The sequence below is a fragment of the Pseudomonas sp. PDM04 genome, from assembly GCF_014851765.1.
Taxonomy (GTDB): Bacteria; Pseudomonadota; Gammaproteobacteria; order Pseudomonadales; family Pseudomonadaceae; genus Aquipseudomonas.
This window is the reverse complement of the sequence record NZ_JACVAI010000002.1, coordinates 997311-1008605: the sequence shown is the minus strand read 5'-3', so window position 1 is coordinate 1008605 and position 11295 is coordinate 997311. Positions and strand designations below refer to the sequence as shown.

At 63.4% G+C, this 11295-nt stretch carries 11 protein-coding genes; 5 read left to right on the top strand and 6 right to left on the bottom strand.

The annotated features are described in order from the left end of the window. The first annotated feature begins 93 nt into the window (after nucleotides 1–93). Together selD and mnmH are read left to right on the top strand one after the other, a co-directional pair. The gene (selD, locus tag IB249_RS11590) at nucleotides 94–1128 is read left to right on the top strand and encodes a selenide, water dikinase SelD (RefSeq protein ID WP_192304650.1); all 1035 of its coding nucleotides are present in this window, start codon (nucleotides 94–96) and stop codon (nucleotides 1126–1128) included. Then, on the top strand, nucleotides 1128–2231 hold the full coding sequence (mnmH, locus tag IB249_RS11585) for a tRNA 2-selenouridine(34) synthase MnmH (protein ID WP_192304648.1): 1104 nt from the start codon (nucleotides 1128–1130) through the stop codon (nucleotides 2229–2231). Before selD ends, mnmH begins: the two co-directional genes overlap by 1 nt. A 114-nt stretch (nucleotides 2232–2345) precedes the next feature. Here the strand turns inward: mnmH and IB249_RS11580 are convergent, their stop codons facing one another. Together IB249_RS11580 and IB249_RS11575 are read right to left on the bottom strand one after the other, a co-directional pair. After that, nucleotides 2346–3401, bottom strand: a complete 1056-nt coding sequence (locus tag IB249_RS11580) for a permease (RefSeq protein ID WP_192304646.1) — start codon at nucleotides 3399–3401, stop codon at nucleotides 2346–2348. A gap of 83 nt (nucleotides 3402–3484) precedes the next feature. Beyond that, nucleotides 3485–4159 carry a histidine phosphatase family protein gene (locus tag IB249_RS11575; RefSeq protein ID WP_192304644.1) on the bottom strand — a complete coding sequence of 225 codons (675 nt, stop codon included), beginning with the start codon at nucleotides 4157–4159 and terminating at the stop codon, nucleotides 3485–3487. A gap of 359 nt (nucleotides 4160–4518) precedes the next feature. Here IB249_RS11575 and IB249_RS11570 point away from each other — a divergent pair, with 359 nt between their 5' ends. Both IB249_RS11570 and hemB read left to right on the top strand, forming a co-directional pair. Further along, on the top strand, nucleotides 4519–5226 hold the full coding sequence (locus IB249_RS11570) for a glutathione binding-like protein (RefSeq protein ID WP_192304642.1): 708 nt from the start codon (nucleotides 4519–4521) through the stop codon (nucleotides 5224–5226). A 240-nt stretch (nucleotides 5227–5466) separates the two neighbouring features. Further along, complete coding sequence (gene hemB, locus IB249_RS11565) at nucleotides 5467–6441, top strand: porphobilinogen synthase (protein ID WP_192304640.1); 975 nt, start codon at nucleotides 5467–5469, stop codon at nucleotides 6439–6441. Between the two features lie 100 nt (nucleotides 6442–6541). On the opposite strand, the gene IB249_RS11560 is transcribed toward hemB, so the two are convergent. Then, entirely contained in the window at nucleotides 6542–8077 is a 1536-nt protein-coding gene (locus IB249_RS11560) for an FAD-dependent monooxygenase (protein ID WP_192304637.1), read from the bottom strand. 171 nt (nucleotides 8078–8248) lie between these two features. On the opposite strand from IB249_RS11560, the gene IB249_RS11555 reads away from it, so the two are divergent. After that, on the top strand, nucleotides 8249–9343 hold the full coding sequence (locus IB249_RS11555; protein ID WP_192304636.1) for a DUF1615 domain-containing protein: 1095 nt from the start codon (nucleotides 8249–8251) through the stop codon (nucleotides 9341–9343). A 119-nt stretch (nucleotides 9344–9462) separates the two neighbouring features. Here IB249_RS11555 and IB249_RS11550 read toward each other — a convergent pair whose 3' ends face one another. From IB249_RS11550 to IB249_RS11540, 3 genes are all read right to left on the bottom strand, one after another. Further along, complete coding sequence (locus IB249_RS11550; protein ID WP_192304634.1) at nucleotides 9463–9825, bottom strand: hypothetical protein; 363 nt, start codon at nucleotides 9823–9825, stop codon at nucleotides 9463–9465. Between the two features lie 156 nt (nucleotides 9826–9981). Beyond that, nucleotides 9982–10701, bottom strand: a complete 720-nt coding sequence (locus IB249_RS11545; RefSeq protein ID WP_192304632.1) for an anti-sigma factor domain-containing protein — start codon at nucleotides 10699–10701, stop codon at nucleotides 9982–9984. Beyond that, entirely contained in the window at nucleotides 10698–11219 is a 522-nt protein-coding gene (locus tag IB249_RS11540) for a sigma-70 family RNA polymerase sigma factor (RefSeq protein WP_225606902.1), read from the bottom strand. Before IB249_RS11540 ends, IB249_RS11545 begins: the two co-directional genes overlap by 4 nt. Between the last annotated feature and the right edge of the window lie 76 nt (nucleotides 11220–11295).

Here is an 11295-nt window from a genome sequence, read left to right as displayed (position 1 = left end):
TTTTTGACCGCTGCTCGACCGCGCGCCCGGGCGGCCGAATCTCACGGGCAACGCTCTGTTAGAATCGGCGCCATTGTTCCGATGAGGTGCCCCATGAGCGAACCGATCCGCCTGACCCAGTACAGCCATGGCGCTGGCTGTGGCTGCAAGATTTCCCCACAAGTGCTGGAAGTGATCCTGGCCGGCAGCGGGGCGCAGAACCTGGACCCCAGGCTGTGGGTCGGCAATGCCTCTCGCGATGACGCGGCGGTGTACTCGATCGATGAAGAGCGCGGCGTGGTCTCGACCACCGATTTCTTCATGCCGATCGTCGACGACCCGTTCGATTTCGGGCGCATCGCCGCCACCAATGCCATCAGCGATATCTACGCCATGGGCGGCGATCCGTTGATGGCCATTGCGATCCTCGGCTGGCCGGTGAATGTGCTGGCACCGGAAGTTGCCCGGGAAGTGATTCGCGGCGGGCGTGCGGTGTGTGACGCCGCCGGTATTCCCCTGGCCGGCGGCCATTCCATCGACGCGCCGGAGCCGATCTTCGGCCTCGCCGTGACCGGCCTGGTGGAAAAGCGCCACCTGAAGCGCAATGACACGGCGACGGCCGGTTGCCTGCTCTACCTCACCAAACCCTTGGGCATCGGCATCCTCACGACCGCTGAAAAGAAGGGCAAGTTGCGCCAGGGCGACATCGGCCTGGCCCGCGACTGGATGTGCACCCTGAACAAACCCGGCAGCCGCTTCGGCAAGCTCGACGGCGTGACCGCGATGACCGACGTCACCGGTTTCGGCTTGCTCGGGCATCTGGTGGAAATGGCCGAAGGCAGCCACCTCACGGCGCGTATCGAGTACGACCGCGTGCCGCGCCTGCCGGGCGTCGAGTATTACCTCGACCAGGGTTGCGTGCCGGGAGGGACGCTGCGCAATTTCGACAGCTATGCCCGTCAGCTCGGACGCCTCCAGGAACTGCACAAGCGTGTGCTGTGCGATCCGCAAACCAGCGGCGGGCTGCTGGTGGCGGTGACGCCGCAAGGCAACGAAGCATTCCTTGAAGTGGCTGCGGAACTGGGCCTGAGCCTTGCGCCGATCGGTGAACTGGTCGAGCGACAGACCCACGCGGTCGAGGTGTTCTGATGTCCGCCCAGTTCACCGATTACCGCGATCTGTTCCTCAATGACCGGCCCATGATGGATGCCCGGGCACCGATCGAATTCATCAAGGGTTCGTTTCCGGGGGTGGTCAACCTGCCCCTGATGAACGACAGCGAGCGGCAGCGCGTCGGCACCTGCTACAAGGAGCAGGGGCAGCAGGCGGCGATCGTGATGGGGCACCAATTGGTGTCCGGGGCCATCAAGGCCGAGCGTATCCAGGCCTGGGCCGATTTTGCCCGGGCGCATCCCGACGGCTATTTGTATTGTTTTCGCGGCGGCTTGCGCTCGCAGATCGTCCAGCAATGGCTGAAGGACGAGGCGGGCATCGATTACCCGCGGGTCGGTGGCGGCTATAAGGCCATGCGCACCTTCCTGCTGCAGACCCTTGACCAGGCCGTCGCCCAGTGTGATTTCGTCTTGCTCGGCGGCATGACCGGCACCGGCAAGACCGAAGTGCTGACGCAGCTGCGCAACGGCCTGGACCTGGAAGGCCACGCCAACCACCGTGGCTCCAGTTTCGGTAAGCGCGCCACGGGTCAGCCATCCAACATCGACTTTGAAAACCGCCTGGCGGTGGACGTGCTGAAAAAGCGCAGCTGCGGTATCGAGCAGTTCGTGCTGGAAGACGAGAGCCGCATGGTCGGCAGCTGCGCCTTGCCGTTGCCGCTGTTCCAGGGCATGCAGCGGTTCCCGATGGTCTGGCTGGAGGACACCCTTGAAGGGCGGGTCGAACGGATCCTGCGCGACTACGTGGTGGACCTGTGTGCCGAGTTTATCGACGTGCATGGCGAAGAGGGCTTCGGGCTGTTTGCCGAGCGCTTGCTGGCCAGCCTGAACAACGTGCAGAAGCGCCTGGGCGGCGAGCGTCATCGGCGGATGCTGGTGCTCATGGAAGACGCGCTGGCGGAGCAGGCCCGCAGCGGGACGGTGGCGTTGCACCGGGGCTGGATCGAGGGCTTGCTGCGTGAGTACTACGACCCGATGTATGCGTTTCAGCGGGAGAAGAAAGGCCTGCGGATCGAATTCGCCGGCGGCAGGGACGAGGTGTTCGAGTACTTGCGCGAGCGCCGTCAGCGCGCAGGGTGATGTGTCGAGTCGGCAGGCTCCATCGCGAGCAGGTCGAGTCGTCGCTCCCGCATTGATCGTGTGAACGCTACGGATCAGTGTGGGAGCGATGCGGCCATGACCGTCGGCAAAGCCTCAGAGCAGCGCCGCGCCGACCAACCCGCTGATCACCCCGATGCCCATGGTCATCAACGCCACGCTCACCAGCACCCGGCTGTCGAAATCCTTGCGCAGCATCAGCAGCGACGGCAGGCTGATGCTCGGCAGGGTCATCAGCAGCGCCACCGCCGGAGCGGTGCCCATGCCCAGGGTCATCATGGTTTGCACGATGGGGATTTCCGCTGCGGTCGGGATTACGAACAACGTGCCGATGATCGCCAGCGGCACCAGCCACAACAGGCCGTTGGCCATGGCGCCGTCAAGGTGCGGAAACACCCAGACCCGCACCGCGCCCAGCACCAGCACGGCGAGGATGTAGATCGGGATGGTGCTCCAGAACAGCTGCCACAGGGTTTTGCCCCAACGCGCGAGGAACGGCTGAGGGTCTTTTTCGCTGACGTTGGCCACCGCTTCGACAGCCGCTTCCGGCAATGCCTCGGGGCCGGAGATGCGCTGGGCGAGCAGCGACACCCCGAACACCAGCACAATCCCGGCCACCAGGCGGATCGCGGTGAAGCCCCAGCCCAGCACGAACCCCATGAACACCAGAGTCGCCGGGTTGAGCACCGGGTTGCCGATCCAGAACGCCAGCGCCGCGCCGACCGACACGTTCGAGCGGCGCATGCTGGCGGCCACCGGCGCCGCGCAGCACGAGCACATCATCCCCGGCAGGGCAAACAGGCCGCCGCGCACGGTGGAGGCCACACCGGCACGGCCGAACAGACGCAGCAGCCAGTCTCGCGGGATCAGCACTTGCAGCAGCGAGCCGAGAATCACCGCCAGCACCGCGGCTTTCCAGATCGCCAGGAAATACACCTTGGCGTAAGCCAGCGCGGCGGCCAGGGGGGCGGTCTGCGAATCGTTGAGGATCGAGGCGCCGATGCTGTGGTTGTCCGCCGCCACGAACGCTTTCACGTAGTAGGGCGACCACTTGACGTAATAGAGGCCGATGCAGGCCACCAGGATGAACAGGGCGGGTTTCCACCAGAACGACCAGCCCCGGGTGGGGGCGGCGGCAGTTGAAAGAGGCATGGTGATGTTCCGGCAAATGAGGTGGGCATGCAGGATAGCCCAGTCCCTCAAGCGCCCGCCAGCGGATGGGACGCCGGCGCTGATCAGCTCGGGCAGGTTTCCTGGCCGTTATCCAGGCCTTGCTTGTAGCTGTGGCTCTGCAGGCTGGCCTTGCCGTTGCGCCAGGTCAGAGTCAGCACGAACAGCGAGTCGAAGTCGCTGGAGGCCCAGTCATCGGTGATGTTCTGTTTCTTGCCGACGGCTTCGCCGGCGACCTTGTTAATCAGCTCGGGCAGGTAGCCGTGGGACCAGGCGGTGTAGATCACCGAGTTGTGGTACTTGTTGTTCAGCAGTTCGTCGGCCAGGTCGCTGGTGTCGTTGGCCGAATACTCGATGTTCACCGGCAGGCCGAGCTTGATCGCGCTGGGGCTGATGGTCATCAGCGGGCGAATGTAGCTGTAGGAATTGTCCAGTTCGCCTTCCTCGACATTGCGCGTCGGGTTGGCAGCGAACACGTAGTTGGCCTTGCCGAATTTTTCCGGGAGCAGCGTTGCCAGGTCGATGGCGCGGTTCAGGCCCTGGCAGTTGAGCTGGCCCAGGCCGCCTTCAGGCTTTTCCGCGTGGCGCAGGAAGACCAGCGTCTGGGTGCCGTTGACGGGCTGGGCGCGGCTCTCGCTGGACTCGAGCGACAGGAACAGACCGCCGACCGCCAGCAGCGAAGGTAACAGGACCCACGCACGGGGCTTCAGGCGTCGGAGGTATTTCAAAGGGTTCATCATGGGCTTGGCGTTTCTTCAGCGCGTTCGGTTAAGGCTGACAAACCCTTGCACACCGAGCTCCCAGCGTCGGGTGTTTTCCATGTCGTGAAGCCGGTCCGTGTCCGAAAGGGCAAAACTCAGAGTCCACTGAAGCCCGTTTGGTTCGATTCCGGTGAAGAGCGCAACAAGGTACCGACATCCTCTGACGGGTTGCAGCAGAGATTATCGACGGGATGTTGCGAATTTATGGACAGGGTACACGGCGTCGGTGCCGACGCCCCCTGGATTGCGCTGATCTTGCCTATCAGCGAATTTGATACGCCAAAAGGGGCGGTTGCCACTATGATCGTGGCTTTGAATCTTCTGGTGGATCCAAACCTATGACTGATCTGTCTGCGTTTCCCATTACCCGCAAATGGCCCGCTCAATACCCTGAGTGGATTCAGCTTTACTCGTTGCCGACCCCCAATGGCGTCAAGGTCTCGATCATGCTCGAAGAGATCGGCCTGCCCTATGAGCCGCATCGGGTGGGTTTCGAAAACAATGATCAGTTGTCCGCCGAATTTCTCTCGCTGAACCCCAACAACAAGATCCCGGCGATCCTCGACCCCCACGGTCCGGGCGAGAAGCCGCTGGCGTTGTTCGAGTCCGGGGCGATCCTGATCTACCTCGCGGACAAGAGCGGGCAATTGCTGCCTCAGGACGCGGCCGCTCGCTACGAGACGATCCAGTGGCTGATGTTCCAGATGGGGGGCATCGGACCGATGTTCGGCCAGCTCGGTTTCTTCAACAAGTTTGCCGGCAAGGACTACGAGGACAAACGCCCGCGCGACCGCTACGTCGAGGAAAGCAAACGCCTGCTGAAAGTCCTCGATGGCCGCCTGCAAGGGCGCGACTGGATCATGGGCGATCGCTACACCATCGCCGACATCGCCACGTTCCCGTGGGTGCGTAACCTGATCGGCTTCTATGAAGCGGGCGATCTGGTGGGCATCGGCAACTTCCCCAACGTGACCCGGGTGCTGGAGCGTTTCCTGGCGCGGCCGGCGGTGGTGCGCGGGCTGGAAATTCCGAAGGCGGTTTCCTGATCATCGCTGCCATGCCCTGTGGGAGCGAGCCTGCTCGCGAAGGCGATGTGTCAGTCCACGATGCCGTGACTGACCCACTGCCTTCGCGAGCCAGTCGAATCGTCGCCCCATCGCTCCCGAACAATTGTTGTTGAAGTGGTAAGGGTTTTTTGCGCGGCTGAAGTTTGTATCCGTCCCCATAGGGCATAAGCTCTCGTCCCCTACGACTTTCGTCTTATCCTCCGATTTCCAGGAATGTTCATGTCCAGCCAGTTCCCCGAAGCACGTCCACGCCGTCTGCGCCGCAATGCGAGCCTGCGCAGCCTGTTCCAGGAAACCGAGTTCAGCCTGAACGACCTGGTGCTGCCGATCTTCGTCGAGGAAGAAATCGACGATTTCGTGCCGATCAAGAGCATGCCCGGCGTGATGCGTATTCCGGAATCGAAGCTGGCCGGCGAGATCGAGCGATATGCCCGGGCCGGGATCAAGTCGGTGATGACCTTCGGTGTCTCGCACCATCTGGACAGCCAGGGCAGCGACACCTGGAGCGACAATGGCCTGGTGTCGCGCATGTCGCGCATTGCCAAGGACGCGGTGCCGGAGATGATCGTCATGTCCGACACCTGCTTTTGTGAGTACACCGATCACGGGCACTGCGGTGTGCTGCACAACCATGAAGTCGACAACGACCAGACGCTGATCAACCTCGGCAAGCAGGCCGTGGCGGCCGCGCGTGCGGGGGCCGATGTGATTGCGCCGTCGGCGGCCATGGACGGGCAGGTCCAGGCGATTCGCCGGGCCCTGGACGCCGCCGGCTTCACCCAGACCGCGATCATGGCCTATTCGACCAAGTTCGCCTCGGCGCTCTACGGCCCGTTCCGTGAAGCCGGTGGCAGCGCGCTCAAGGGCGACCGCAAAAGCTACCAGATGAACCCGATGAACCGCCGCGAAGCGCTGCGTGAATCGCTGCTGGACGAACAGGAAGGTGCCGACGCGCTGATGGTCAAGCCGGCCGGTGCCTACCTGGACATCATCCGCGACATCCGCGAGGCCTCGAACCTGCCGCTGTCGGCGTACCAGGTGAGTGGCGAGTACGCGATGATCAAGTTCGGCGCCCAGGCCGGGGCGATCGACGAAGACCGTGTGGTGCGCGAGAGCCTCGGGGCGATCAAGCGGGCAGGGGCTGACCTGATCTTCACCTACTTCGCGATGGATCTGGCGCTGGCCGGGATCTGATACACACGGCCGAACCTGTGTGGGATCAGTCTGCGTGGGAGCGAGCCTGCTCGCGATGGGGCAGCCAGACTCCTCTCAGGTCTCCCCCCCTTTTGTCAGGTCAGTAAGCCCCCATGAACGGCCGGATTCCGTGATCGCGGAAATAGCGCTCGATCACCTTCGGGTCCGAGCAGGTTTCGGCGATCGCCACGTAGGTGTCCGGACGCAGCAGGTAAAAGCCGTTGCGCCCAAGCCCGGCGGCTTCGAATGCCGGTCGCCAGTCGAACACGTGTAATGGCAGGTGGTGTTCGTTGCACCAGGTGATCATTTCGTCGCTGGTGTCGCCATACACATGCACCTGCCAGTTCGGGCATTTCAGCGCTTCAAAATTATCCCCTTCACCGTCATGCGCCCAGGGTAACCGGTCGCCACCGTGCACCTGTCCGGCGCTGCCGATGCTTAACGGCATCCCGCGATAATTCAGGGTGATCTGCGACACCGTGCGAAACAGGAACTGGCGGGTCGTGGCGAACGACGCCATTTTCGGCAGCAGGAACGGCGCCAGGCGCGTGCGCAGCAGATCGGCCACGCCCCCTTCGGCGGTGACGAAGCTGAACACCCGGTCGGTGGTGGCGACCAGTTTGCGCGCGAAAGCGATGCGTTCGGTTTCGTAGGTGTCGAGCAGTTGCGCGGTGGCGCTGCCGTTCAGCACGGCGGCCAGTTTCCAGGCCAGGTTGATGGCATCGCCAATGCCGGTGTTCATGCCCTGGCCGCCCGCCGGGCTGTGCACGTGGGCGGCGTCGCCCAGCAAGAACACGCGACCGCTGCGAAAGTGCTCGGCTACCCGATGATGCACGCGATAAGTCGAGAACCAGTTGACCCGTTCGATCTGCACTTTCAGGTGGTCGATGGCGCGGCGGCTGACGTCCTCGAACTGCAGGGTGTCGACAGCTTCGGCGCGCTCGTCGCGCACTGTGCCGATCAGGCGCGCCCGACCTTCGCCGGCCAGCGGGAACACGGCGAGGAAATCCGCTTCATCGAGGTCCAGGTGCAGCTCGCCATTGAGGGCCGGCCCGCTGGCCTGCACGTCGGCGACGTAGAATACCTGCTGGTAGGTGCCGCCGGGAAACCCGGTGTCCAGGGTCTTGCGCACGATCGAACGGGCACCGTCGCAGCCGCCGAGGTAACACGCCTGGCAGATTTCCTCGCGACCATCGGGCAGGCGCAACCGGGCGGTCAGGGTGTCGCCGGTTTCCTCGAACCCCTCGAGCGAGGTGTTGCGTTCGACCCGCACGCCGAAGCTTTCCAGGCGTTCGATCAGCAAACGTTCGTGCTCGTCCTGGGGAAAGATTTCGAGGAAGGCGTACGGCGTCAGGCCTTCGCCGACCTTGCTCAGGGGCAGGCGCGTGACCGGTTCACCCTTGACCCAGAAGTTGGCCGCCGCCACGCGATGGCCGCCCTTGAGCACGGCCTCGCTGAGGTCCAGCTGGCGATACAACTCCAGGGTTCGTGCCTGCACGGCCAGCGCCCGTGACGTGGTGCCGGGGGCCGAGGTCCTGTCGATGATGCGCACGCGAATCTTCAGCTTGCTCAGCCACAGCGCCAGTACCAGCCCGGTGGGACCGGCGCCGACGATCAACACGTCGCTACGGTTCATCTGCCTGCCTCCTGGTGTGTCCGCCCCATTATGGTCCAGTCGAGGTCAACGGGCAGGCGCAGTCCGTCGGGCGCCTCGCGTTCAGGAACGGCAGCGGCGCGTTGCAGTCATAGCATGCGTCATGCCATTGGTCGTATGGTTAACCCGGTTCAACGGATTGGAAGGAGCAGCATGCAAGTCAATCGCTTGAACACCGGTATCGCGGCGCTGCTGTTACTGGCCGGTTGCGGCACCCAGCGCACCCAGCCGGTGGCGCCCCGGCCGCCCGCTGAAGTCAAGGCCGAGATCGTGCGCCTGCTGCCGGCCAGGACCGCTGATCGCCAGGGCTGGGCCACCGACATCTACGCCGCGTTTGCCGCGCAGGGCATCGATCCTTCGACGCAAAACCTGTGTTCCGTGCTCGCGGTCACCGAACAGGAATCGACCTTTCAAGTGGATCCGCCGGTGCCGGGCCTGGGCAAGATCGCCCGGGATGAAATCGACCGTCGCGCCGCCAAGGTCCATGTGCCCGGGTTACTGGTGAGCGCTGCGTTGCAGGTGCGCTCCAGCAACGGCAAAAGCTATAGCGACCGGCTCAATGCCGCGCGCAGCGAAAAGGAGCTGAGTGCGATTTTCGATGATTTCATCGGCATGGTGCCCATGGGGCGTACGCTGTTCGGCAGCTTCAACCCGGTGCACACCGGCGGCCCGATGCAGGTCAGCATCGAGTTCGCCGAACGGCAGGCGCGCAACTATCCCTACCCGGTCGACGGCACGATTCGCCGTGAAGTGTTCAGCCGTCGCGGCGGCATGTATTTCGGCATCGCCCACTTGCTCGGCTATCCGGTGAGCTACACCCAGCCGTTGTACCGCTTTGCCGATTTCAACGCCGGGTGGTACGCGAGCCGTAATGCGGCGTTTCAGAATGCGCTGAGCCGCGCTTCGGGCATCCCGCTGGCGCTGGATGGCGATCTAGTGCGCTATGGCTCGATCATGCCCGGCAGCACCGAGTTGGCCGTGCGGACCCTTGGCAAACGCCTGGACATGCGTCATCCGACCATTCGCGATCAACTGGAAAAGGGCAAAAGCCTTGAGTTCGAGGACACCGAACTCTATCGACGGGTGTTCGAACTGGCCGAGCAGGCCGAAGGTCGTGCGTTACCGCGGGCGGTATTGCCGGGAATTGTCCTGCAAAGCCCGAAAATCACCCGCAAACTCACCACGGCGTGGTTTGCCAAGCGTGTCGACGAGCGTTATCAGCGCTGCACGGCGCGGGCGGGGAAGTGAGCGAGGGCCGGTTTTTTGTGGCGGCGAGCCTGCTCGCTCCCACAGGTAACCCCTTGCACACGAAAAAGCCCGGCTGATCAGGCCGGGCTTTTTGTTGAGTATTGCGCTGGAACGAGGCTTCATACGGCGCGGCGTTCGATCAGACGGTCGGAACCACCTTCGGCCACGCGGCGTTCGATCAGACGATCCGAACCACCTTCGGCAACGCGACGTTCGATCAGACGATCCGAACCACCTTCGGCAACGCGGCGTTCGATCAGACGATCCGAACCACCTTCGGCAACGCGACGTTCGATCAGACGATCCGAACCACCTTCGGCAACGCGGCGTTCGATCAGACGATCCGAACCACCTTCGGCGACGCGGCGTTCGATCAGACGATCCGAACCACCTTCGGCGATCATGGTGCGCGGTGGTTTGGCGGCGAAGGCGTTAGCGGCGAGTACCGAGAGAACGATGCTGAGGATGATTTGGCGTTTCATGGTGGTGTGCTCCGGGTGTTATGGGTTGGTATGGGTGTGATGTTACGCCCCGGAATTTTTAAGAGAACTTCATTGACGTGATGTTGAACATCGACGCCAGTGATGATTTGGCAGACTCCCTGCGCGTGAGGTTGATGGTTCGTCGAGGGAAGGGGTTCAGATGACCTTCACCGCGCGACCGATGAATTGAATCGGCCCGGTCGGCTTGCCGATCGGCGAGCCGGTGCGGTTTTCCAGAGTCAGTTCGAACAACTGGTCCGGCTGCAGCGGTGGCAGTTTGTCCAGCGGCACCGACAGGGTTTGTCCAGGCTTGACCAGGCCCAGGGACACCGGCCCTTGCCAGCCTTCGGCCTTGGTCCAGAACTCCAGGGCCTTGTCTTCCGGAACCTGCGCAACCCCGAGAGGAATCAGCTGGATCTCCCTGGCGTTGCTGGCCTGGATCACCCAGCCTGGCGCTTTGTCCTGCGGCGCGACGAGCACCACCAGGTAGGTCGGTTTGACCGTGGCTTGCGTCAACAGCAACGTACCTAGCACCAGCGTCGCCGCCAGCCCGGCACCGGCAAACCCGCGCCATAATCCCAGCCGGTTCCACCAGGAAAGCGGTGCGGTCGCGGCGGTTGCCGATCGTGGCATCGAGGCGTTGAGACTGCGCTCGATGCGGTGCCACAGCGTGGGCGACGGGGTCACGGGCTCGGCCAGGTCGGTCAGGCCGAGCAGGCGACGTTCCCAGCCATCGACCGCCGTGCGCAACGCGCTGTCGTCGCGCAGGCGTTGTTGAACCTCGGTGCGTCGTTCGGGCGAGAGCGTGCCCAGCACATACTCGCTGGCCAGTTCGTCGCGTTCCTCCGGGGTCTCATCCACAGGTCGAGTGGTCATCCCATGCACTCCCGCAAGGCGGTCAGACTGCGTTTGATCCAGGCTTTGACGGTGCCCAGTGGTGTGCCGAGCTTGTGTGAAATCTGCGCGTGGGAGTAACCGTCGACGTAGGCGTGCAGGATGCAATCGCGCCGCGCCGGTTCCAGTTGCTCCAGGCACCGATGAATGCGTGACGAGTGAGCCTGTGCATCGAAGGCTTCAGCATCGCGGTACAGGTCGATATCGCCCTGTATCTCGCGGTTGTTGTCGCGGAGAAAATTCAGCGCCAGGTGCCGCGTCACACTGTACATCCAGCCCCGCGCCGTTCCCCGCGTCGGGTCGAAACGCGCCGCGCCGGCCCAGATTTTAATAAACGCATCGTGGACGATGTCTTCGGCCAGCGCGTTGTCACGCACCAGACGCCTGGCCACGCCGAGCAATCGAGGGCTTTCCTGCTCATACAGAGCCCGCAGGGCCTGACGCTCGCCCCGACCACAGGCGAGGAGGTGGGCTTCATAGTCGAAAAGGGTGTCAGGCAAGGGCACAACGCTCAGTCGTTCGGTGGGTATCCAATGCAATCTAGCAAACAAACCCGAATCGTGTGGGAACGCACCT

Excerpts from the sequence above, each read along its gene's own strand:
- selD (WP_192304650.1), top strand. The coding sequence starts at position 94 with ATGAGCGAACCGATCCGCCTGACCCAGTACAGCCATGGCGCTGGCTGT.
- mnmH (WP_192304648.1), top strand. The coding sequence starts at position 1,128 with ATGTCCGCCCAGTTCACCGATTACCGCGATCTGTTCCTCAATGACCGG.
- IB249_RS11580 (WP_192304646.1), bottom strand. The coding sequence starts at position 3,401 with ATGCCTCTTTCAACTGCCGCCGCCCCCACCCGGGGCTGGTCGTTCTGG.
- IB249_RS11575 (WP_192304644.1), bottom strand. The coding sequence starts at position 4,159 with ATGATGAACCCTTTGAAATACCTCCGACGCCTGAAGCCCCGTGCGTGG.
- IB249_RS11570 (WP_192304642.1), top strand. The coding sequence starts at position 4,519 with ATGACTGATCTGTCTGCGTTTCCCATTACCCGCAAATGGCCCGCTCAA.
- hemB (WP_192304640.1), top strand. The coding sequence starts at position 5,467 with ATGTCCAGCCAGTTCCCCGAAGCACGTCCACGCCGTCTGCGCCGCAAT.
- IB249_RS11560 (WP_192304637.1), bottom strand. The coding sequence starts at position 8,077 with ATGAACCGTAGCGACGTGTTGATCGTCGGCGCCGGTCCCACCGGGCTG.
- IB249_RS11555 (WP_192304636.1), top strand. The coding sequence starts at position 8,249 with ATGCAAGTCAATCGCTTGAACACCGGTATCGCGGCGCTGCTGTTACTG.
- IB249_RS11550 (WP_192304634.1), bottom strand. The coding sequence starts at position 9,825 with ATGAAACGCCAAATCATCCTCAGCATCGTTCTCTCGGTACTCGCCGCT.
- IB249_RS11545 (WP_192304632.1), bottom strand. The coding sequence starts at position 10,701 with ATGACCACTCGACCTGTGGATGAGACCCCGGAGGAACGCGACGAACTG.